The sequence below is a fragment of the Pedococcus sp. 5OH_020 genome (assembly GCF_027812955.1).
Lineage (GTDB): Bacteria > Actinomycetota > Actinomycetes > Actinomycetales > Dermatophilaceae > Pedococcus.
In genome coordinates, this window is record NZ_JAPYZV010000005.1 from 346,552 (window position 1) to 366,848 (window position 20,297).

The window sequence follows — 20,297 nt, forward strand, 5'->3', positions numbered from 1 at the left end:
GCCGTCGACAGGACGTCCGTCAGCTCAATCCCCCTCGACGAGCGCTGCGAGTCGATCGACTGACGCTTCCAGCCTTTCAGGAGTAGTAGCCCTGGCCCGTGGGATGCGTTTGTCATGATCGGGCAGCTGCGTCCAGTCATAGGTGTGGGTCACCCGGGTGCGCGACGAGTCGATCGGCTCGAGCTCCCACCGCCATAGATGACCGGGCGGTGCCTGACCCGGCTCGGCGGGTCTCCAAGCAATGCGGCGGCCCTCGACGAACTCGACCACGTGGTTCTCCCGAACATTCCCCTTTGTGGTCGTCATGGTGAACACCTCACCGACGGAATGCACTCGCTGCCCGACGGGTGCCTCTGCGAGGTTGTCATTGCCATCCCACCGCGGTTGCTGGGCCGGGTCGGCGATGAGCTCGAAGATGCGTGCAGCGCCGGACGCGATCTCGCGGCTCGCGCTCACGACCTGTTGGACGTCGTCATCACTCGTCATGGGTCCATCCAAGCACTGGAAGCATCCGCGAGCCGGCGCCAGGAGCGCACCCGCCGACTGGAGTAGCGGGGATACTCCGGCAGTCGAGCTGACTCGGTAGCGTGCCACCCATGTCCATCAAACTGGAGAACGTCGGCATCGCCGTCCGCGACCTCGAAGCGACGATCGCCTTCTTCACCGATCTCGGCCTTGTCGTCGTCGGTCGTGACACGGTCAGCGGAGAGTGGACCGACACCGCGGTCGGCCTTGACGGCAACCACGCCAACATCGCCATGCTCCAGACGCCAGACGGCAACGGTCGCCTCGAGCTCTTCGAGTACATCCACCCGGACGCGATCGAGACGGAACCCACCCGGCCGAACGAGATCGGCATGCACCGCGTGGCGTTCTCGGTCGACGACATCGACGAGGCTCTCGAGATCGCCGCGAGGCACGGCTGCCGCCCGCTGCGCGCCGTGGCCACCTACGAGGACGTGTACAAGCTCACCTATGTCCGCGGCCCCAGCGGCATCCTCGTGATGCTCGCCGAGGCACTGAAGAAGAGCTGACCTCGGGATCCCGGGCTGTCTCCTCCGGAGCCGGACGCGGGGGCACTGCGGCCACGGCAGGGGGAGGTGACAGTGCGCCGTTCCGCCGCGATCTGCCTTCCCGGTCAGTCGTCCTTCTTCAGGCTCGGATACTTCTTCTCGACCGCCGCCCGCACCTTCTTCTTCTCCGCCTCCGAGCCATTTTGAGCCACCCTGGCCAAGGCGTTCCGAGCGTGCTCGATATCAGGAATCGGGTACTTCCCCTGCTCCGGCAACGCGAACGACGACTTCTTCAGCTTCCTGCGGTTCTTGCTGCTACTCAGATCCTTCGACACTCCGGTCTCCCTTCCTGAGGGTCCCCCTCGGTGCTACCCGGTTGGCGCATCGCGCAATCCGAGGTATGGAGCCCGTTCTGACCGGCGTACCTCCTGATCGGTAACGGTCTCGGACGCCTCCGGTTGCTTGGGCCTGACCCGCTTGCAGCGGGAATCCGCCGCATCGCCATCGCAGGGCTGCGGGTTCGCGCGGGCTCGGTCGGGATCGGTCAGGAATCGAGAAGCCCGGGACAGGAACGGGCCCATAGCGTGGGTGCCAAGACGAACCGGCGGTCGAAGCTGTGGCCGCATTACTGATGAGGAGACGCAGATGAGTCCGACGATCCAAAGTCTGGTGATCCCGGTGTCCGATGTGGAGGCCGCCAAGGCGGTGTACACCGCCCTTCTGGGCTCCCCCCACACCGACGAGTCGTACTACGTCGGGTACAACGTCAACGGGTTCGAGGTCGCTCTGAACCCGGCCGGGGAGGGCGGGGGCCCGGTGGCGTTCGTCGACGTCGAGGATCTGGACGCGGCTCGCGAGGCTCTGGTTGCGGCCGGTGCCACCGAGCGCGATGCGCCGCGTCAGGTCGCACCAGAGGCGAGGGTCTGCGTGCTGGCAGACAAGGACGGCAACCCGATCGGCCTGCGGGGAAAGTAGTCGAGATGTGCCGCATGGGCGCGAGTGGCCACCTAGGCGTTCCATGGCTTGCCGGCATCGACCGCCAGACCCTGCCGGACGGGCTGGGCAAGCCGGGTGGAGCGCACAACCGGTGATCCTCCCGAAGGTTCGGGACCCTCGCTTGGTGACGATCCGTCGCGGCGGGACTCTCTCTGACTCGGACCACCGTCTCCTCGCTCTGTGGGCCGCCTCGTGCGCGGAGCACGTCGTGGACCTTTTCGAGTCGGATCACCCTGACGATCCACGACCACGTGAAGCAATCGCCCACGTCCGGGCCTGGGCCCGTGGCGAGGTCACGATGATGCAGTCCCGGGCGGCCGGCGGACACGCGATGGGCGCGGCCAGGTCCCTCAGTGGGGCAGCACGGTATGCCGCGTTCGCTGCTGGCCAGGCAGGGGCCGTCGCCCACGTCGCCGCGCATGACCTCGGCGCAGCCGCCTATGCGATCAAGGCGGCACGAGCCTCGGCGCCGAAGGCAGAGAGCGAGGCGGCGGGGCGACTCGAATGCCACTGGCAGCGTCATCAGCTCCCGCAGGAGATCCGCGAGCTTGTGCTGGACGACCAGAGGGTGCGGAACGACCTCTGCTGGTCGGTCTTCGACTGCTGAGCAGGGCCGCGCGTCGTGCCGACCCATGCAGGTCGGCGACCCATGCAGGTCGGCGACCCATGCAGGTCGGCGGCCCTCCCGCGCCGGCTACGCACACCCCCGGGTCAGCTTCGACGACTCATTCGGCAAGCATGATCCCGACAAACAGCGTGGCCAGCGCGGTGAGTCCGGTGAGCGCGCCGAGGACCGCCATGGCCTTGCGCGAAGCCACTCGAGCGTGCAGATAGGCCGTAACGCCGGAGCCGACCACCAGTGTGTACTTCACCATCAGGGTGTGCTGGTAGGCCGGTCCCTTGTCGCCTTCGGCGACCACGTTCCAGATACCGGTCAGCACCAAGATCCCGAACGCGGGCCACGCGACTCGGTTGAAGGCATGGGCGGCGGCCTTCGGCACGTCGGTTCCGGCCGCGCGAAGTGCCGGCACCAGGGCCGCGAGGGTGATCTGGCCTCCAACCCACACCGTGGCGGCCAGGACGTGCAGGAAGAGGCGCAACGTCTCCAGGTTGACAGGACTCATGACGCAAAGGGTGCCAATTCCCGCCCGCACAAGCGAGGACCTGCCGCAGTCGGAACGCCCGACCACGGCCAGGGCCGCGTCGCCTCGAGTCGCTCCAGGCAAGCGGCCGGCCCGGTCCCCCTCTGGCCCGAGGAAGGCAGCGGTGCCGTCCACTCCGTATGGCAGCGGGCCCTGGTACGGGCACTTCTCATCGAGGTCGCGCGGTGGCTCGCTTGGCGGGAGGGCGGCGTCATGCCGCAGGATCGCGGCGTCGAGTTCCGTCAGCCCGGCGCCGGCGTCGAGCCGCTGGGCCCGTCTCGCGCCCCGAGGTCAGACGCGCCCCTCACGCTGTGGCCGCCATGGCTCGTGCTCGTGGGAGAGCCAGACCTCCTCCGGGTCGAGCGCGCGGATCAACCGCTGGCCCTCGGTGCGCGGCTCGTCGAGCTCGGCGAAGAAGACCGCCGTGTCGCCGGCGATCACGACAGGGCCCCCGCTCGCCTGGACGACGAGCACCTGCGAGCCTGGCGTGTGGCCTGCCGCTGGCACGAGTCGGAGCCCAGGCAGCAGCTCGAGCGGGCCGTCAACGGGTACGTACTGCACGCCGGGCGCCTCGACCCACTCGCGGATCGTGTAGTCGTCCTTGCCGCGCGCGTCGTCCAGCTCCCGGCGCTGGACGTAGATCGGCTTGCCGGTGAAGAGCCGGTTGCCGCCGCAGTGGTCGAAGTGCAGGTGCGTGTTGATGACAAGGTCGATGCTGGCCAGGTCGAAGTCCACCTGCTCGCTGAGTGGATCCAGGCGGGGATCCATGTCGGCCACCGCCGGGTGCAGCTGCGTCATGCCGGTGTCGACCAGCACGCGAGCGTCGGGATGGTCGATCACGTGTACGTAGACCGGCATCCGCTCGCCCTCGGCAAGCAGCTCGGCCACGAGAACCGGGGTGACGGTCGGCGACGAGACGGCACTTCCCCGTGCCTTACCGACCTGGGCACCGAGATCACTCATCGCGGACCGCCTGCGTCGTTGTCTTGTGTGCGGCCCGGTCGCCCGAACCGATGGTCCCGAACGCATCCATGCGTGCTCGCTTTCCTGATGTCGACGCGCCGCTACGGGCGGCTGCTAGCACCATGACTTCGCAACTGCCCGAAAGTCATCAGCGCCAATGAAGGGCAATGTGGAACTCGACCTCGCTACGGGCTCCGGCGTGCTGTGCCCCGGTTGAGGGCCAGGTGACCGCCCAGGAATCCGGCGCCCATCATGGCGAGGTTCGCCTCTCGCCCCGACCGGGTGGCGGCACCATACCGACCGCGCAGCCTGGCGACAAGTGACCCCAGGGAAAGGAGGGTCGCGATGTCGGTGCCCAGGGCGTGCACAGCTCCGACCCAGCGCTGGCTGCCGCTCGTCTCCGCCCAGGCGGCGGCGCCCGCGACGGCGGTCGGGCACGCAGATCCGGCTCCGACGTGCGACGTCCTGTCTCGCGCCTGCCGTTCCGCTAACAGGCGACCCGCGCCCAACCCGGCGCGCGGCCTCCTGCAGTGCGACATCCGGGAGGTAGCCCCCTGGCCAGCACCGCATCTCATACCGGAAGGCGCGGAACCTGCCGAGCCACCTCAATCCAACCGGCCCCTCAGCGACGACACCGCGGTCAGCGTCGGTGACGTTCCACACCGATCCCATCTCGATTGCGTGCGTCGTCCCTCGCGCCAAGGGGAAGGCAGAACAGGTCGACCGAGGGGTGTACAGCTTCGTTGCCCATACCCTCATCGTCGCCAGGTCCCTGGTGCGCGGTCAGGGGCGAAAGTCGCTGCTTGTCCGATGGTCCGCAGGCGTCGACGCCTTCACGTCGACTTCGACACGCGCGTCTGGTTCAGTTCCGCTCGACGACGCAGGACGGCCCGCTCGCTCTCGTTTCTCGTGCGCGCTGCCGCCTCGGTGAACGCCTCGCTCGCCTGCCCGTGTAGGTGGGCCCGCTCGAGCAGGTCCCCGCGCACGCTCGGGACAAGGGGTGAGTCGCCGAGCACCTCTGCGTCCAGATCCTCCAGCACTGCAAGACCCGCGTCGGGGCCGAAGGCGCGCCCGTGCGCCACGGCGCGGTTCACCTCGACCACCGGTCCTGGTGCGGCCTGGGCCAAGATGTCGTAGAGAGCCGCGATCCGGCCCCAGTTCGTGTCCTCGGCACGCTCGGCGCTGGCGTGCTGGGCGGCGACGGAGGCCTGCAGGAAGTACTTCCCGACCGGCTTCCCGCGAGCGGCGAGCCGCTCCGCCTGGTGCAGGGCGGCCACCCCACGCCGGATCAGCAGCTGGTCCCAGCGTTGGCGGTCTTGCGTTTCCAGCAGGACCGGCTCGCCGAGCTCATCGAGCCGGGCGGGCATCCGGGAAGCCTGGATCTCCAGCAGCGCCTGCAGCGCGAGGACCTCGGGCTCATGAGGAGCGAGGGCGGCCAGCATGCGCGCGAGCCGCATCGCCTCGTTCGCCAGATCGGGGCGCATCCAGTCCTCGCCGGCGGTGGCGGTGTAGCCCTCGTTGAAGATCAGGTAGATCACGGACATGACGTCGTCGAGGCGCCTGGTCCGCTCCGCGCCCGTGGGAAGCTCGAACTCGGCCTGAGCCTGGGACAGGGTCTTCTTCGCACGCGAGATGCGCTGACCCATGGTGGCCTCGGTGGACAGGAACCCGCGGGCGATCTCGGCAGTCGTCAGTCCTCCGACCAGGCGCAGCGTGAGCGCCGCCCGTGACTCGGGGCTCAAGGAGGGGTGGCAGGAGAGGAAGATGAGCCGCAGGACGTCGTCCTCGATGTAGTCGACCTGGGCGTCGAGATCTGGCATTGCCTTCTCCTCACCCGCACTGGCCTGGTCGAGCTCCGCGGTCTTGCGGCGAAGGCTGTCGGCGCGTCGGAAGTGGTCGATTCCGCGCCGCTTCGCTGTCGTCATCAACCACGCGATCGGGTTCTCCGGTATGCCGGCTGTGGGCCACTGCTCAAGCGCCGCGACCAGTGCGTCCTGCGCCAGGTCCTCGGCGAGCTCCACATCACGGGTCATCCGCGTGAGAGCGCCGACGAGGCGGGCCGACTCGGCCCGCCAAGCGGCGATGATGGCCTCGGCCGGGCCATCCGTGTTGCTCTCTGCCGGCACGACGGCAGCGTACTGAGTCTCGCTCAGTCGCCGGGCGCCTCCGGGCCCGTGGAGATCTGGCGCAGCGTCGAGATCACGGTGACCTCCGGCCAGTACTTCGCATGCAGCTTGGCGAACTCCTCCTGGTCCGCAATGGCTTCCTCGAGGGTGTCGTACTGCATGATTGCCCACCCCCCGACGACCTCCTTGGCCTCGGCGTAGGGTCCGTCGACCCGCGTGACGTCGCCCTGGCGGACCACGAAGTTCACGGCGTCCTCAGTGCCGTAGAGGCCGCCGCCGTCCAGGAACACACCCTTGGCGGCCCGTTCGCCGACGTGGGCGTCCATTGCGTCGAAGAGCGCCTGCGGTGGCGTGCCGACGCCCTCTTCCATCCTTACGAATCCCATGAAACGTGGCATCTCAATCACTCCTGCGGGTTGTCGGGGAGTTGCTTCTTGCACATACGTCGAACGGCCGCCAGGCCTTTCGACATCAGGTGTGAAGCTTCTTCGAGCTTCGGGCATGAGGCGGTCGCTAGGGTCGAGACTATGGCTCGGTTGATCCTGGTCAATGGTGCCCCCGGCTCCGGCAAGTCGACGATCGCCCACGCCCTCGCCCAGGAGACGCCAATGAGCTTGGCCCTCGAGATCGACACCATCAAGCACTCCCTGGGACGATGGGACGACGATTCGCAGGCTTCGGGCCTGCACGCCAGACGGCTCGGCTTGGTGTTGGCAGGCGAACATCTGGCCGCCGGACTGGACGTCGTCATTGGCCAGTACGTTGCTAGGGCGGCGTTCATCGAGCAGCTCGAGGAGCTGGCCGATCTCCACGTCGCAGAGTTCCACGAGCTCGTACTCGACCTCGACGCTGTTGCCCTCGCCCGCCGCCTGGCTCGACGCGCCGGCGACCCCACCCGGCGTGAGCACGGTGTCAACAATCAGCTGGTAGGCCCAGAAGACGCCCCCGCCCTGGTGCAGTCCATCGGGAAACTGCTGCTGAGCCGCCCGCTGGCACACCGTGTCGATGCGCGAGGGTCGCTGTCCGCCACTCTCACCAGGGTGCGCGCGGCGCTCGAAAAAGCGCCAAAATGACCATACCGCCCGGCTGCTCAGCGGGAATGCTGAGTGCGCGAGGTGGCGTCACTGACCCGCAAGGACTGCGGCGGCATCGCCTCGGTCAGCACACTCGGTGCGCTGACACCCCGAAGACACAGTCCACGGGCACAGTCTCTCCGGCATGGGAGCTGGGCATCGGATCGGGACCGGCGCGTCACCCGCGACCGGTCCCGATCTCGTTGGCTTGGTCAGCCGTTCGCCCTGTCGTTCGTCACCGCCGCCAGCGCATCCGTCTCACCGTTGCCGTACCACGAGGTGTGACCGGTGCCTGATCCTGTGCACTGCTGCACGGCGCCGCTCTGCGAACCGACGAACTGCGAGTAGGGCCGACCGGCGAGCGAGCCGGAGGTGGCGTTCGGCAGAGTCTGCGGGCACGCCTGCGGGTCGGCGGTCTGGGTGACGATCTGCTCCACCTGGGTCGGGCGCATCTTGCCGTTCTGCGGGGTCCTCAGGTCGCCATACCGGCTGATCACGAGGGCGGCGACACCGGCGACATGCGGAGAGGCCATCGACGTCCCCTGCAGGTAGCAGTAGACCGCGGTCGGGTACGTGACCTCGCCGGTCGGCTCCTTCACGCTGCGGCTGCAGGGCCGGGTTGCGGGCCAGGTCGACAGGATCAACCCGTTGATCGCTGCGGCGGGGTCCGCCACGTTGCGGAAGTAGAAGTCACCACCGGGCGCCGCCACGTCGGCGGTGCTGACGCCGTAGGAGGAGTAGTACGACTTCAGATGGTCGGGGTAGTCGCCGGCCGTGGTGCCCTGCTGGAAGCTGCCCGTCGCGGTCACCCCGATCACTCCGGGGATCTCGGTCGGGATCACGACGCAGGCGTTGGTGACCTCGCGCGACTGCTCGCTTCCCGGCGGGAAGTCCGGACTGGTCGTGTCCATCGTCGGGTGGGAGAGGTCCTCGCTCTCGTTGCCCTCGGCCGCGACCACCGTCACGCCCTGGTTCATGGCGTACCGGATGGCGCGCTGCACGGCCTTCCAGATGACCCGCTGGGCGGCGTCATTGCGGCAGTTGAACAGGAACGGGTCGACGAAGTAGCTGTTGTTGGTGACGTCGAGGTGCCGGTCACCGGCCCACACGAAGGCGCACACGACCGCCTCGGGGAAGAAGAAGCCGTCAGCGTTGCCGGCCTTGATGCCTGCCACCCGCACGTGGGGCGCAACCCCGACGATGCCGACCCCGTTGGCCGCTGCGGCGATCGTGCCGGCAGTGTGCGTCCCGTGGCCGTTGTCGTCATCAGCGGCAGCTGCACCAGGCACCGGCGCTCCGCTGAGGCAGTTGGCGCTGTCGGCGTCCGAGACGTTCTGCCGCAGGTCAGGGTGCCGGTAGTCCAGGCCAGTGTCGATGTCCCCCACCACGACTGCGGGGCTGCCACCGGTGATCGCATGGGCCTCGGGTGTATGGATCTGCCGCATGTCCCACTGCAAGGCGGACAGCGAGTCCGTGTCTGTCGCTGACGGGTTCGGCAGGTCGCCCGGCTGGGCGGCCGCCTCGCCGGCAAGGCCCAGGCCGCCGTCAACGCGGGTGGCGTACCCACTGGTGGCCTCCGCGCCCTCGACTGCAGCGTTGCCACTGATCACGGCGTCGAACGCAGCGTTGCTGCTCCGGGCGACCAGGACCCCGATCTTGGAGTAGTTGGCGACAACAGCCCCGCCGGCTGCGGTCACCAGGTCTGCGGCGTTTGACGGGCTCGACGACCCCTTGAACAGAACGAGATAACTCTGGGCCTCTCCAGTGGCGGACGCCGTGGCGGACAGACCCGGTGTGGTCACTGCCATCCCGAACCCGGCCAACGCCACTGTCAGCGCGACTCGCAGGTTCCGTCCTCGCGAGCACGATCGGCGCATCGCGGTTCTCCCTTCACTCAGCGTTCCGAACCCCGCGACGAGCCGCGGACCCGAGGCGTGCGGCTACACCCCTAACGCGGTGGTCTACTCCTCTGAGATCGCGCGGTCAACGGGGACGGACCACTGATGCACCGCGAGGATCCTGCTCATCGCGGTGCACAGCCGGTGCTAGCCACAAACGGTGCTGGAGGCGCAGGATGGCCCGGTGGAGACTTGGGACGCCCTGCGGGCGCGACGAAACGTTCGGCAGTTCACCGAGCAGCCAGTCCCGCAAGAGGCGCTCGACCGCATTCTCGAGGCTGGGCGTCGTGCCCCGTCCGCGAGCAACTGGCAGCCGTGGGACTTCGTGCTCGTCACGGACCGGGCGCAGCTCGTCGAGCTGGCGAAGGTGTGGCAGGGCGCCAGGCATGTCGCCGGAGCGGCGGCCGCGATCGCGATCGTGGCGCCGGAGCCGGAGGACGATCGGCAGTCGGCTCTTCTCCAGTACGATCTCGGCCAGGCCACGTTCGCCATGACGGTCGCCGCCGCCGACCTCGGCATCGGCACGGGCCATGCGGCGGCCGCCGACCAGAACCAGGCCAGAGCCGTTCTAGGCTTCCCCGAGGGACGATTCCTGGCCTACGTACTCTCCGTGGGATATCCGTCGGACAAGCCGCTGACCGTCATCGAGCGGCTGAACCGACGGCCCTTCGACGAGGTCGTGCATCGCGGAGGGTGGTGACCACCCGTACGGGCACGCCGACCGTTGCCTGATGGGTAGGCGCTTGCTACGTTGAGGCGCGGGCCCAGAGTCGCCCGCCGGCCCCCTCCGAGCGGTCAGCACGAGGGCCTTCACGAACATCGGAGCTCATGATGCGTCGCACCGCCAGCGTGTTCGCAGTGGCCGTTCTCGCCGCCGCCATGGGCAGCGGTCTCGCCGGTCCCGCCGTGGCGAAGGTGACCCCGCCGACGGCGAATCCGCACGCCATCAAGACCTCTCCCTATGTGGCGCTGGGCGACAGCTACTCCTCTGCGGCCGGGGTTGCCCCGTTCGTCGCAGACGCTCCGCCCACGTGCAGCCGCTCGATGCTCAACTACGCCCATGACCTGGCGGCCCAGACCAGGCCGTCCTCGTTCACCGACGCCACGTGCAGCGGCGCCAAGACGTCCGACTTCTTCTCACCGCAGGCACCCGGCGTCCCGCCGCAGCTGGATGCGGTCACCAAGACCACGCGCCTGATCACGATGACCATCGGCGGTAACGACGAGAACGTCTTCGTCGACTCGTTCTCCGGCTGTGCCGCGATCTCGGGGACGGACATCCTGGGTAGCCCCTGCAAGCAGAAGTACGGCTCGGCCTTCACCGACGAGATCGTCAACCAGACCTACCCCCATGTGGTCTCTGCGCTGATGGCGGTGCGGAGGAAGGCCCCGGATGCGACCGTCGTCATCCTGGGGTACCCCCGGATCCTGCCCGAGGCGGGGCAGCTGTCCTGCTATCGCTCGATGCCGATCGCCATGGGCGATGTCCCATGGCTGAACCACGAAGAGGACGTGCTGAACAGCGTCGTCAGCCGGGCGGCGGAGCAGACCGGAGCGAGGTTCGTCGACATGAGCTCGAGCTCCGCCGGCCACGACGCCTGCAAGCCCATCGGCCAACGGTGGATCGAGCCGGCCGTCGGACCCGTGAACGCCGCTCCGGTGCATCCGAACGCCACCGGCGAGGCGGCCATGGCAACGCAGACGCTGCTTCAGCTCGGGCACTGAGCGCCGACGCCAGAGGGGAGACGGGCGGCATGGCGCAAGGAGGCACGCCACCTCATTCGATGACTCCGAGGACGTCGGGGAGTCTGTCTTGCTATGGCAACCGTGATCATGCATGCAGTCGTATCGGTGGACGGTTTCATCGCCGACGAGAACGATGAGGTCGGGCCACTCTTCGAGTGGTACTTCAACGGTGACCTGCCCATCGCCGACGAGGCCGCGGAGCAACGTCATGCTCCGTTCCGGGTCAGCAGGCGGTCCCATGAGTACGTGAGCTCCTTCTGGGGCAGCATCGGCGCCACGATCCAAGGACGGCACCTGTTCGACCTGACCAACGGCTGGGAGGCCGAGCCGCCGGCCGGGGAGCATCTGATCGTGGTGTCCCACAGACCGAAGCCGGAGGGTTGGCACCCGCAAGCTGATGTCCCGTTCTTCGAAGACGTCGCCGCCGCCGTCGAGGAGGCGAAGCACCGGGCCGGTGATCGCGTGGTTGCGGTCTGCGCCGGGAACGTTGGAGGCCAGGCACTTCGGCTCGGCCTCGTGGACGAGGTCGCGATGGACGTCGTGCCTGTGGTGTTCGGCAAGGGCAAGAGGTACTTCGGCCCGATAGGTTCGCAGCACCTGCTGGAAGATCCGAGCGTCGTCATCCAGGGCGAACGGGTCCTGCACCTGCGCTACCCGATCCGCCGCTGAGCGCGCCTAGCGACGCTTGCGTCCTGCCGCGAGCGGATTCCCGTGTCGCACTGCCCCCCGGGCCGGTGTGCGACCCGGCTCTCATCGCGCCGGTACACGGTCTTGAGCGTTGAATGGGACTCGACCGAGGCGAGCAACGGCACCGGCGGAGAGCGCGACGTGAGGAGTGGCATGAAGCTAGGACTGCACATCTCGGACTTCACCTGGGACGGCGGGCCGAGCGCCCTGGCGGACACGCTCGGTGACGTCGCTGCGCGCGCCGAGAACGCGGGGTACGACCGAGTCAGTGTGATGGACCATCTTTGGCAGATCGCGCACTTGGGACCGCCGGAGCACGAGATGCTCGAGGCATACACCACGCTCGGCTTCCTGGCAGCGAAGACGGAACGGGTCAAGCTGCTCACCGTGGTCACGGCCGTGGTGTACCGCGACCCCGGGCTGCTGGCCAAGGCCGTCACCACGCTGGACGTCCTCTCCGGTGGTCGAGCCATGCTCGGCATCGGGGCTGCCTGGAACGAGGAGGAGTCCCGCGGGCTCGGCCTGTTCTTCCCTTCCACGGCAGAGCGGTTCGAGCGGCTCGAGGAGGCGCTCCAGATCTGCCAGCGGATGTGGAGCGACGACGAGGGACCGTACGAGGGCAAGCACTACCACCTCGCCCGGACGCTGAACTCGCCCCAGTCCCTCAGCCGTCCCCACCCGCCGATCCTCGTCGGCGGCGCTGGTGAGCGTAAGACGCTGCGCCTGGTGGCCCAGTACGCCGACGCATGCAACATCTTCGACACGCCGGAGCTGGCCCACAAGCTGGGCGTGCTGCGCGAGCACTGCGAGCGGCTCGGACGCGACTACGACGAGATCGAGAAGACGGCCCAGCTCCGGTTCGACCTCGGCCGGAACGGCGAACGGGTCGAGCAGACGATCGAGCACCTGCACGAGCTCGCCGGCTTGGGGATCGAGGTGGCGCATGGGGCCCTGGCCAACGTCAGCAAGCCCGGCACGCTCGAGCTGATGGCCGAGCGGGTGATCCCTGCAGTGGCGCAGATCTAGCAGCGACAGGGCTTAGTCGAGGTGCCGGAAGCGCGGCCACAACAGGGACCACGGCCCGCGCGGATTGCGACAGACGGCCACAGGCGCGCCTTGCTCCTCGTTGTCGACGCCCAGACCGTTGTCGAGTCGGGCCACCACCTCACAGGAGCCGAACAGGCGGTTCACGTGACGCAGCTGGTATCCGACCATCAGCACGGCCTGCGTTCCCTCAGGTGGTGGTCCCAGCTCGTAGAGTGCGTTGTGCCCGCTGACCGGGTGCGGCAGCCCGTGCGCCGGCCCGAACCTGGCCACGGCCCCCGCTTCCCCATAGTTGGACGTGATCACTGCCCCCGGCGCCGGCCGAGTCGGTGTGCGGTAGGCCTGCGCGATCTGGTCCACGTAACGAGGCCAGCCGACCTGGTCGCCGACCAGCGGCGAGACGTCGGCCACTGGCGTCGACCCGACCGACGACACCGGCACCACGGGGAGCCCCAGAACAACCGACACGCCGGCATTGACGACCACCAGCACGAACGCGCCGACCCGCCACGCCGGCCGGGGAAGGAGCCAGACGGCAACGGGGACAGAGCCGGCAGCGAAGGCCACGCTGAGCAGGTGGATCGGGTAGTGCGGCTGCGCGCCGGACACGAAGGTGAAGGTGACCAGCGCGGCAAGTGCCACCACGAGGAACCCGAGGGATCCCCGGCGCTCAGGTCGCAGCAGCCAGCCGATCCCGACCACCCACACCGCTACGAGCGGAGGCCCCAGCATCACCACGAGCAGGAAGGGCAGCTGTGTGCGGACGTCTGCGGCGTTGTTCTCGGCCAGGGCCTGTCCCATGGCCAGCTGCGGCCAGTCATGGGCCGCCTGGTACAGGACGTTCGGGAGCCCCACGAGCAGCGCCACGACTGCGCCGACCCACGGCCATCGCGAGCAGAGCGACTGCCGCGGCCCCAGCAGAAGCACCCCGAGGACGAGGCCGACCAGGACCACGACCACCAGCAGACGGTTGTACGTCGTGACGCCGACGACAAGCCCTCCCCATATCCATGACACGGGATCGCCGCGGACGCCGCGCAGCACTGCCAGGACGACGAGCAGCAGCAGCGGCAGGTCGACGGTCGAGGTGAGCAGCAGGTGCCCCAGCATGAGGGGTAGGGCGGCGAAAGCGTAGCCCCAGGCCGTGAGCGACTGAGCCGCGCGCCTCCCACCCAGCTCGCGCGTGATGACTGCGAGCACCACCACGGAAGCAGCCGCTGCCAGGGTCGCCGGCACGCGCATGGCCCACGGCTGGTCGGCGAGGTGGGTGCTGAGCCGGGCCAGAAGCGGGGTGAGCGGGGGCTGGTCGACGTAGCCCCACGCCGATGGCAGCATCCGGTAGTAGAGCTCGTCGCGGTGGTAGCCGTAGCCGCCAGACCACACTGTGAGCGCCGCGGCCTGCGCGAGCACAGCGCTGAGCACCACTCGCCACTCGAATGGTGGTGGTCTCACTGAAGTCACTGTAGGCGTCCAGGCATTGCCGCGGCGTCGTGCTCACCGCCGCGGGCCTGCATCACGATCTCGAACATCCGAAAGACCGAACGCTGGGTCGGGCTAACGACGGCTGTAGGGGTCCTGTCATTGCCCGAGGCGCTGTTCGAGTCGCTCCACAGCGCCGTCCACGTCAGTGAGCTTGTCGAGGCCGAAGAGTCCCACCCGGAAGGTGGAGAAGTCGTCTCCTTCGCCGCACATCAGCGGTACCCCCGCGGCGACCTGGATGCCGCGCTGCTTGAGCTTCACGCCGCTGCGGAGCTCCGGATCGTCCGTGAAAGCGACCACGACGCTGGGTGCAGCGAACCCTTCGGCCGCGACGGAGGGGAAGCCGAAGCTCGCGAGCATGGTTCTGACCCGGGTGCCGAGGGAGATCTGGGCCAGACGCAGCTCACGGAGCCCAGCGTCGCGAGTTTCGAGCATCAGGGCGGCGTCGTGCGCGAGCGTGTCCGTAGGCATCGTGGCGTGGTAGGGCGTCTGTCCCTGCGTGTAGGCCTCGGTGATCGTCAACCACTTCTGAAGGTCGACCGCGAAGCTCGTCGACGTCGTCGACATGACCTGGGCCCGCCCTGCCGCACCAAGCATCACGTAGCCCGCGCACGGTGAGCCGCTCCATCCCTTCTGCGGGGCGCTGAGCAGGACATCGACGCCCACGTCGGTCATGTCCACCCACAGCGCCCCGGAAGCGATGCAGTCGAGGACGAAGAGGCCGCCGACTGCATGCGTCGCCGCGGCGACGGCGCGCACATAGTCATCGGGCAGCACCATGCCTGCCGCCGTCTCCACATGGGCCGCGAAGACCACCTCAGGGCGGATCCGCTCGATGGCCTCGACCACCTCAGCGGCCGGGGCGGGCACCCAGGGAGCGTGCTGCTCGTCCGACAGCGGCCGGGCCTTGCAGACTGTGGTCTCACTCGTCACCGACCCGGCGTCGAAGATCTGCGACCAACGGTAGGAGAACAGACCGTTACGCACCACAAGGCATCGCCGTCCCGTCGCCAGCTGACGGGCGACCGCTTCCATCGCGTAGGTGCCGCCGCCCGGCACCACCGCGACCGTCTCGGCGCTGTAGGTGGTGCACAGGACGTCGGTGATGTCCTGCATCACTGCGACGAAGCGTGTCGACATGTGGTTCAAGGACCGGTCGGTGAACACCACCGAGTACTCGAGCAGGCCATCGGGATCGACGTCGCGGCGAGGAAGACTCACCTGCGTAGGTTCCCACAGGTCCCCCTGCTGCGCCCTCGAGGACCGTGCGGCTATGCCGGCGCGGACTCGGTCGTCGAGGCCAGAAGCCGGCGCGCTCGCCGACCAAGGTCGCCGAGGTCGACCCGGCCGGCATCGGCGGCGGCCGCCAGACGCGCCGCCAGGTCCAGCGCCTCGTCGAGCTCCGGCCCGGGGATGGCCGCCTCCTGGCCCATGTCACGAAGGATCGTGCCTTCCGTCCTTGAGGCGATCAGGGGGTCGGAGACTCCATCGACCCAGACCCGCGTGCGACGGCCGTCGCCGCGTTCCTCACCAGTGATCCGCTCGAGCGCGAAGATCCGATCCGCACGCGCGAACTTGCCGAAGCCCAAAGCCACCATGCGAGTGTCCGATGCCACTCAGCCATCCTGACACCATCGATCCCCGTTCGGCCTGCGTGCCGCACCGACCTTCAGTGAGCTCGCGGCGTACTCCGCGACGACCATGGAGCAATGTCCGCTGGACGCGCGGACGCGTCCGATGCACGGATGCGGGGCGTGGGTGCTTCGAGCGAGGCTGGACGAGCCATCCATTGACGACTGACTCCAGGAGACACTGTGTTCATCGCAATTCTTGACTTCTCGACCGCCGCGGGGGACCGCGTCCGTGCACTGGCCCAGCTTGAGAGCGAGCGCCCCTTGGTGCGTTCGATGTCGGGCAACCTCGCGTTCCGTGTCTATGCGTCGCGCGAGGACGACCGCACCGTGACGGTGGTCCACGAGTGGCGGGACCAGTCATCATTCTCCGCCTACCTCGCCTCCGATGCCTTCGCCCGCTCCAACGCCGTGCTGCGACCCTTGGTGACCGAAGGGCCGGTGAGCCGTCGCTTCCGGGCGGAGCTCGTCGAGTCCGTCGCCTGACTGGGTCAGCGTCACTACGATCGGCGTGTGGGAGACCTGCGGTGACCCGCGAGGCGTTCGCGTTCGCACGGTCCTTCGCGCCGACCGGGCCTACGAAGCTGCTCGTCGACCGTCATTACCTCTTGTGCGCCTCGAAAGGCTCACTGCGGCTGGAGGCTGGGGGTCAATACTGGTTGCTCCCGCCGGCCCGGGCCGCCCTTCTGCGCGCGGGGCGGCCCGCCACGGTCACCATCGGGCAACCGGCGACGACCGCCTCCGTCCTCTTCCACGTCGACTTCGTATCGCCGCCGTCGCAGGACCTCACCGTCTTCGACCTCGTCCCGTTGGCGCGCGCGCTCCTGGCCGAGTGCGGGAAGTGGCAGGAGGCGCCGGAGCCGCTGCCCGCCTACGCTCGGGCGATCTTCACTGCGCTGGCGGCGGTGGCCTGGCGCTCGGCCGAGCGCCCGAGTCCCATCGTCATGCCGGTGGGGCGCTCAGCCGAGGTGCAGACCGCCCTACGACTCACCGAGGAACGGCTCGGCGACGAAGTCCGGTTCGAGGAGGTGGCGGCCGCGGTCGGACTGGTGCCCCGCTCGCTGGCGCGGCGGTTCGAAGCAGAGGTCGGGATGACGTGGCGCGCCACCCTCCGTCGGATGAGGGTGTTGCGAGCAGTCGAGCGGCTTGCGGCGGACGACACCCCAGTGACGACAATCGCGCACGATGTGGGCTACGGCTCACTGTCCGCGTTCAACGCCGCCTTCCACGACCTGACCGGCGCGACGCCATCGGGCTACCGCGCCACGTTCACCGCCTAGACCGAGCTGCCATCCCGGCGGGTCGGCCCACAGCACCCTCTCCGACAGTTCCTCCCGCCCTACGGTTGCGTGATGAGCGAGCTTGACGGCTTTGTTTCGCAGGCCGTCCAACGTCAGCGCCACGCGACGACGGGTGTGCGCAACGGAGATCCAACGACCTTCCTCGAGCAGCTGTCGACGCATGACCCCGTATCGCCTTTTCCGGCATCGCAACCAAGTCAGGAGGGCTGGCGCAACGTCAGGCAAGCGATCCGAAGGGTCGCGTCGGTGCATCGGCGTGAGGGGGCCGAGTGGAAGCTGGTGCATCGCCATGCTGATGATGCACGTGGGGCGGGGGGACGGCGAGGAGGGGCTGAGCTGGCCCGACGAGGCCAGGATCGTCCGCTACGACGAGGGCGCGCCGGCCGTCAGCGACGGCCCGTTCCCCGAGGGGAAAGAGTTCCTCATCGGCTTCTGGATCGTCGACTGCGAGAGCGAGGAGCGGGCGTACGCCCTCGCCGCAAAGGCGTCGTCGTCCCCGGGCCCCGGCGGTTCGCCGATGTGCATCCCGATCGAGGTGCGCCCGGTCGCGGGCCCGCCGCAGGTGGACGCCCGACCGGCGCCTCAGGCCAGCCGGCGCCCTGTCGTCGATGTCCACGCTGCGCCCCAAACTGCCCTCCGGCGGCACGGACCCTCGCGACATCCGGTCGGCTGGGCGAGGAGCGGTTCCTCCACGAGCGGTTCGGCGCGCCCTACGAGGAGTACAGGCAGCGCGTACGTCGGTGGGTCTCACTCGACCCGCTCTCGCGCTTCTTGGCCCTAGAGTCGGTGGCAGTGCACGGAGGAGCGGCGAGGAGCAGCGGAGAGGAAAGCAGTGAAGCTATACATCTGCTGGAGCACCAACGGAAGCGCTCATCACGACTGCCACAAGGCGCACCAGGCGTTGGCCGACGCTGGCTACAGCCCAGACATAGTGAAGGCCAGAGGGCAGGAGCATCTGCCGAAGTTCCTTCAGTTCAAGGTCCGCCGCGAAGTGCACGCCCTGACCGGCTCGTTCTTCGTCCCGGTACTGGTGCTCGAAGAGGGCACAGCCATCAACAAGCCCGACGAGATCGTGGCATGGGCAAAAGCCCATCCCGCCGACCGGTAGAGGCTCATCCTGACGAGTGTCGGGCCACGTCTGATGCGCGGGGCCTCCTGGCGTCAGCGCCACATTTCGCCTAGAGGCGCCGCGAGGCGTCGGCCTTGGTCGTAGCCTCCTCGTGCCGCCTGCAGCCGCGTGGATGGATCCAGCGCATTGGCGTCGAACACGTCACCCGCCCCGCCATCCGGGAACACCGTTTCCACCCAGCTGCCGCCTGCGCGCAGCTCGGCGACCTGCGTTGCAAGGTCCATGCCCCACTCGAGCGGCATACGAGACCTGCCACCGAACGGTGACAGTACGAGCACCCGCGCGAAGCCCGCCGCCAGGTCGGCGTTCTCGCTGCGTCGATAGCCGCCGTTCAGGTACCGGTCCTCGCCGATGCGGTAGGGCGTCATGGCGGACGTGCTGGCGGCCACAGCGTCCACCAGGTCCACTCCGCTGTGACGGTCGAACACCACCGGCTGCCCTGTCCGGGCGTCGACAGCCGTGATGAGGACGGGCTGTTGCGGCCAGTCATGGCTGGGAAGGCGAGTCGCGACGATGTCGCGCCACCGCGTCGGACCAGAGGCCTCCGACACGTCCATCTCGAGCGCCGCGGCGCCCATCCGGCGGCGCATGTCGGACGCGTCCAGCGAAGAGCCGATGATTCCGTTCGACCACTCCAAGTAGGTCGGGCCCGAGATGCCGGCCCCGCGTCCCTTGCCCGATCTGTCGTGGCCAGCCTGTGGCCGAGGGAGCTCGGCGAGGACGGCGGCGTACAGTTGGGCCGGTCGTGTCCCGCTGGTGATCTGGGCAGCTACCGTCGCCCCTGCAGACGTCCCGATGATGAGATCGGCCTCGGTCACGTCGACCCCCGCACCGGTCAGGCCAGCGATGAGCCCGAGCTCCCAGGCATTCCCTGCCGCTCCGCCACCAGCGAGAACCAAGGCTCGTTCGTTCGAGGTGGCCGCCGGGCCGACCCCAGGGGAGGTGGTCGTCGTGCTGATGCGCCGAGTCGACGACGGCGTGGAGCTCATGGAAGTCCATTCTCGCGGCTTGCTTCGCAGGTCAGCACGAGTGCTCGTACCAGTCGAGCACGCGCAGTGCCCGCAAGGTGTTCCACCGGCTGGGTTGCCCGTCGCCGTCCTCGAACTGGAACTGTGCCTCTCCCGGGTGCGTGTTCTCCAGCATCCAGGTGCCGTCGGGTCGACGCTTGTCGCGGACGAGCTGCACCGCCTCGGCGATCCGACCATCCGGGGCTTCCCCAGTGAGCCGGAAGTAGTCGACCGCGCGCAGGACGTCGTAGTGCCAGCGGGGCGGCCAGGAGAACTGGAGCCATCGCTCGGACGGCACCTCGCCTGTGCTCTTGCGTCTGAACAGCTGCCGCTGCAGCAGGTAGTCCTCACCACGGCGGCGAGACTCGGCGACTGGGACCTGCCCACAGGACAGCTCGTACTCCAGCAGACCCTCGAGCACACAGATGGTCGAGTCGAAGGACGAGACGGTTGCCCCGTTCTCGCTGTCGCAGTTCCAGCCGCCCTCGGCGAGCTGGTCGTCGAGGAGGCGCGACACCAGCCCGTCGACCTCTGCTCCGAAGTAGGCCCCGATGGCGACGGTCCGGCCGTTGATGCAGGGCTCCACCTCGCCGTCGAAGAACGCCTGGCCGTCGTGCTCCCAACGGCAGTTCGCCGCGACGAGCTCGATGGTGGTGCGCGCGGCCCGGCTCTGCGGATCCAGGCCGAGGTCGCGCAGTACCATCAGCGTGGGCAGTGTCGAGGTCCAGGGCTGACCGTGTGAGAAGTCGGGCTCGATGCCGGCCCGCCAGTCATCGGCGATGCGCCGCGGGAAGCACGCGCCCCCGTCCCACTGCCCGTCGCCATCCCGCAGGGCCAGCAGGCGAGCTCCCCAGCCCTCAGTCTCGACGCGGGCGCGCTCGACGGCCACCCGGTCGGCGGGGGCATTGAGCAGGTCTCGCAGCACCTGCCACCGAATCGCCGGATCACTGTCGAGGAGCCAGTCGATGACGTCCATGGGAACCGATCCTAAAACCTGGGATCGCCACGCCTGCGCCTTTATTGGCGCCCGCCGGCGAGGGGCGCTGAGGTCACCCGCCAGGG

General features: G+C 68.6%; 24 protein-coding genes. 12 read left to right on the plus strand and 12 right to left on the minus strand.

From position 1 onward, the window contains the following. Positions 1 to 24: 24 nt before the first annotated feature. Positions 25 to 486, minus strand: a complete 462-nt coding sequence (locus PHA84_RS11535; RefSeq protein ID WP_270888248.1) for an SRPBCC family protein — start codon at positions 484 to 486, stop codon at positions 25 to 27. Positions 487 to 596: 110 nt separating this feature from the next. On the opposite strand from PHA84_RS11535, the gene PHA84_RS11540 reads away from it, so the two are divergent. After that, complete coding sequence (locus tag PHA84_RS11540) at positions 597 to 1,034, plus strand: VOC family protein (protein WP_270888249.1); 438 nt, start codon at positions 597 to 599, stop codon at positions 1,032 to 1,034. Positions 1,035 to 1,138: 104 nt separating this feature from the next. Here PHA84_RS11540 and PHA84_RS11545 read toward each other — a convergent pair whose 3' ends face one another. After that, the gene (locus PHA84_RS11545; RefSeq protein ID WP_270888250.1) at positions 1,139 to 1,348 is read right to left on the minus strand and encodes a DUF6582 domain-containing protein; all 210 of its coding nucleotides are present in this window, start codon (positions 1,346 to 1,348) and stop codon (positions 1,139 to 1,141) included. 310 nt (positions 1,349 to 1,658) lie between these two features. On the opposite strand from PHA84_RS11545, the gene PHA84_RS11550 reads away from it, so the two are divergent. After that, entirely contained in the window at positions 1,659 to 1,988 is a 330-nt protein-coding gene (locus PHA84_RS11550) for a VOC family protein (protein WP_270888251.1), read from the plus strand. A gap of 112 nt (positions 1,989 to 2,100) precedes the next feature. Continuing rightward, the gene (locus tag PHA84_RS11555; protein ID WP_270888252.1) at positions 2,101 to 2,616 is read left to right on the plus strand and encodes a putative immunity protein; all 516 of its coding nucleotides are present in this window, start codon (positions 2,101 to 2,103) and stop codon (positions 2,614 to 2,616) included. Between the two features lie 118 nt (positions 2,617 to 2,734). Here the strand turns inward: PHA84_RS11555 and PHA84_RS11560 are convergent, their stop codons facing one another. From PHA84_RS11560 to PHA84_RS11575, 4 genes are all read right to left on the minus strand, one after another. Next, positions 2,735 to 3,133 carry a hypothetical protein gene (locus tag PHA84_RS11560; protein WP_270888253.1) on the minus strand — a complete coding sequence of 133 codons (399 nt, stop codon included), beginning with the start codon at positions 3,131 to 3,133 and terminating at the stop codon, positions 2,735 to 2,737. A gap of 309 nt (positions 3,134 to 3,442) precedes the next feature. Further along, complete coding sequence (locus PHA84_RS11565) at positions 3,443 to 4,114, minus strand: N-acyl homoserine lactonase family protein (RefSeq protein ID WP_270888254.1); 672 nt, start codon at positions 4,112 to 4,114, stop codon at positions 3,443 to 3,445. Between the two features lie 833 nt (positions 4,115 to 4,947). Beyond that, positions 4,948 to 6,240, minus strand: a complete 1,293-nt coding sequence (locus tag PHA84_RS11570) for an RNA polymerase sigma factor (protein ID WP_270888255.1) — start codon at positions 6,238 to 6,240, stop codon at positions 4,948 to 4,950. Between the two features lie 23 nt (positions 6,241 to 6,263). After that, positions 6,264 to 6,611, minus strand: coding sequence for a YciI family protein (locus PHA84_RS11575; RefSeq protein ID WP_270888256.1), 348 nt, complete (start codon positions 6,609 to 6,611; stop codon positions 6,264 to 6,266). Between the two features lie 156 nt (positions 6,612 to 6,767). Here PHA84_RS11575 and PHA84_RS11580 point away from each other — a divergent pair, with 156 nt between their 5' ends. Next, positions 6,768 to 7,313 carry an AAA family ATPase gene (locus tag PHA84_RS11580; protein ID WP_270888257.1) on the plus strand — a complete coding sequence of 182 codons (546 nt, stop codon included), beginning with the start codon at positions 6,768 to 6,770 and terminating at the stop codon, positions 7,311 to 7,313. Positions 7,314 to 7,525: 212 nt separating this feature from the next. On the opposite strand, the gene PHA84_RS11585 is transcribed toward PHA84_RS11580, so the two are convergent. Then, positions 7,526 to 9,190, minus strand: coding sequence for a S8 family peptidase (locus PHA84_RS11585; RefSeq protein ID WP_270888258.1), 1,665 nt, complete (start codon positions 9,188 to 9,190; stop codon positions 7,526 to 7,528). Positions 9,191 to 9,395: 205 nt separating this feature from the next. Between PHA84_RS11585 and PHA84_RS11590 the strand changes: the two genes are divergently transcribed. The 4 genes from PHA84_RS11590 to PHA84_RS11605 all read left to right on the plus strand — a co-directional run bounded on the left by PHA84_RS11590 (position 9,396) and on the right by PHA84_RS11605 (position 12,670). Then, complete coding sequence (locus PHA84_RS11590; RefSeq protein ID WP_270888259.1) at positions 9,396 to 9,911, plus strand: nitroreductase family protein; 516 nt, start codon at positions 9,396 to 9,398, stop codon at positions 9,909 to 9,911. Between the two features lie 131 nt (positions 9,912 to 10,042). After that, the gene (locus PHA84_RS11595) at positions 10,043 to 10,936 is read left to right on the plus strand and encodes an SGNH/GDSL hydrolase family protein (RefSeq protein WP_270888260.1); all 894 of its coding nucleotides are present in this window, start codon (positions 10,043 to 10,045) and stop codon (positions 10,934 to 10,936) included. Positions 10,937 to 11,029: 93 nt separating this feature from the next. Then, positions 11,030 to 11,626 carry a dihydrofolate reductase family protein gene (locus PHA84_RS11600; protein ID WP_270888261.1) on the plus strand — a complete coding sequence of 199 codons (597 nt, stop codon included), beginning with the start codon at positions 11,030 to 11,032 and terminating at the stop codon, positions 11,624 to 11,626. Between the two features lie 171 nt (positions 11,627 to 11,797). Next, the gene (locus tag PHA84_RS11605) at positions 11,798 to 12,670 is read left to right on the plus strand and encodes an LLM class F420-dependent oxidoreductase (RefSeq protein WP_270888262.1); all 873 of its coding nucleotides are present in this window, start codon (positions 11,798 to 11,800) and stop codon (positions 12,668 to 12,670) included. Between the two features lie 12 nt (positions 12,671 to 12,682). On the opposite strand, the gene PHA84_RS11610 is transcribed toward PHA84_RS11605, so the two are convergent. The 3 genes from PHA84_RS11610 to PHA84_RS11620 form a co-directional block, all read right to left on the minus strand. Beyond that, positions 12,683 to 14,140 (minus strand): glycosyltransferase family 39 protein, encoded by a 1,458-nt coding sequence (locus PHA84_RS11610; RefSeq protein WP_270888263.1) that lies wholly within the window; start codon positions 14,138 to 14,140, stop codon positions 12,683 to 12,685. A gap of 126 nt (positions 14,141 to 14,266) precedes the next feature. Continuing rightward, the gene (locus PHA84_RS11615; RefSeq protein WP_270888264.1) at positions 14,267 to 15,388 is read right to left on the minus strand and encodes an alanine--glyoxylate aminotransferase family protein; all 1,122 of its coding nucleotides are present in this window, start codon (positions 15,386 to 15,388) and stop codon (positions 14,267 to 14,269) included. 50 nt (positions 15,389 to 15,438) lie between these two features. Next, on the minus strand, positions 15,439 to 15,783 hold the full coding sequence (locus PHA84_RS11620; RefSeq protein WP_270888265.1) for a hypothetical protein: 345 nt from the start codon (positions 15,781 to 15,783) through the stop codon (positions 15,439 to 15,441). A gap of 198 nt (positions 15,784 to 15,981) precedes the next feature. Between PHA84_RS11620 and PHA84_RS11625 the strand changes: the two genes are divergently transcribed. The 4 genes from PHA84_RS11625 (at position 15,982) to PHA84_RS11640 (ending at position 18,207) form a co-directional block, all read left to right on the plus strand. Next, complete coding sequence (locus tag PHA84_RS11625; RefSeq protein ID WP_270888266.1) at positions 15,982 to 16,284, plus strand: putative quinol monooxygenase; 303 nt, start codon at positions 15,982 to 15,984, stop codon at positions 16,282 to 16,284. Between the two features lie 41 nt (positions 16,285 to 16,325). Further along, a complete protein-coding gene (locus tag PHA84_RS11630; protein ID WP_270888267.1) occupies positions 16,326 to 17,078 on the plus strand; it encodes an AraC family transcriptional regulator in 753 nt (250 codons plus the stop codon). A 310-nt stretch (positions 17,079 to 17,388) separates the two neighbouring features. Further along, entirely contained in the window at positions 17,389 to 17,880 is a 492-nt protein-coding gene (locus tag PHA84_RS11635; RefSeq protein ID WP_270888268.1) for a YciI family protein, read from the plus strand. A 51-nt stretch (positions 17,881 to 17,931) separates the two neighbouring features. Further along, positions 17,932 to 18,207, plus strand: coding sequence for a hypothetical protein (locus PHA84_RS11640; protein WP_270888269.1), 276 nt, complete (start codon positions 17,932 to 17,934; stop codon positions 18,205 to 18,207). Positions 18,208 to 18,260: 53 nt separating this feature from the next. Here PHA84_RS11640 and PHA84_RS11645 read toward each other — a convergent pair whose 3' ends face one another. Both PHA84_RS11645 and PHA84_RS11650 read right to left on the minus strand, forming a co-directional pair. After that, on the minus strand, positions 18,261 to 19,217 hold the full coding sequence (locus PHA84_RS11645; RefSeq protein ID WP_270888270.1) for a patatin-like phospholipase family protein: 957 nt from the start codon (positions 19,215 to 19,217) through the stop codon (positions 18,261 to 18,263). 31 nt (positions 19,218 to 19,248) lie between these two features. Then, complete coding sequence (locus PHA84_RS11650) at positions 19,249 to 20,211, minus strand: hypothetical protein (protein ID WP_270888271.1); 963 nt, start codon at positions 20,209 to 20,211, stop codon at positions 19,249 to 19,251. Between the last annotated feature and the right edge of the window lie 86 nt (positions 20,212 to 20,297).

What these genes read in the sequence shown, in the direction of transcription:
- PHA84_RS11535 (WP_270888248.1), bottom strand. Translation starts at nt 486, where the DNA reads ATGACGAGTGATGACGACGTCCAACAGGTCGTGAGCGCGAGCCGCGAG.
- PHA84_RS11540 (WP_270888249.1), top strand. Translation starts at nt 597, where the DNA reads ATGTCCATCAAACTGGAGAACGTCGGCATCGCCGTCCGCGACCTCGAA.
- PHA84_RS11550 (WP_270888251.1), top strand. Translation starts at nt 1,659, where the DNA reads ATGAGTCCGACGATCCAAAGTCTGGTGATCCCGGTGTCCGATGTGGAG.
- PHA84_RS11560 (WP_270888253.1), bottom strand. Translation starts at nt 3,133, where the DNA reads ATGAGTCCTGTCAACCTGGAGACGTTGCGCCTCTTCCTGCACGTCCTG.
- PHA84_RS11565 (WP_270888254.1), bottom strand. Translation starts at nt 4,114, where the DNA reads ATGAGTGATCTCGGTGCCCAGGTCGGTAAGGCACGGGGAAGTGCCGTC.
- PHA84_RS11575 (WP_270888256.1), bottom strand. Translation starts at nt 6,611, where the DNA reads ATGGAAGAGGGCGTCGGCACGCCACCGCAGGCGCTCTTCGACGCAATG.
- PHA84_RS11580 (WP_270888257.1), top strand. Translation starts at nt 6,768, where the DNA reads ATGGCTCGGTTGATCCTGGTCAATGGTGCCCCCGGCTCCGGCAAGTCG.
- PHA84_RS11585 (WP_270888258.1), bottom strand. Translation starts at nt 9,190, where the DNA reads ATGCGCCGATCGTGCTCGCGAGGACGGAACCTGCGAGTCGCGCTGACA.
- PHA84_RS11595 (WP_270888260.1), top strand. Translation starts at nt 10,043, where the DNA reads ATGCGTCGCACCGCCAGCGTGTTCGCAGTGGCCGTTCTCGCCGCCGCC.
- PHA84_RS11600 (WP_270888261.1), top strand. Translation starts at nt 11,030, where the DNA reads ATGGCAACCGTGATCATGCATGCAGTCGTATCGGTGGACGGTTTCATC.
- PHA84_RS11605 (WP_270888262.1), top strand. Translation starts at nt 11,798, where the DNA reads ATGAAGCTAGGACTGCACATCTCGGACTTCACCTGGGACGGCGGGCCG.
- PHA84_RS11635 (WP_270888268.1), top strand. Translation starts at nt 17,389, where the DNA reads ATGCTGATGATGCACGTGGGGCGGGGGGACGGCGAGGAGGGGCTGAGC.
- PHA84_RS11645 (WP_270888270.1), bottom strand. Translation starts at nt 19,217, where the DNA reads ATGAGCTCCACGCCGTCGTCGACTCGGCGCATCAGCACGACGACCACC.
- PHA84_RS11650 (WP_270888271.1), bottom strand. Translation starts at nt 20,211, where the DNA reads ATGGACGTCATCGACTGGCTCCTCGACAGTGATCCGGCGATTCGGTGG.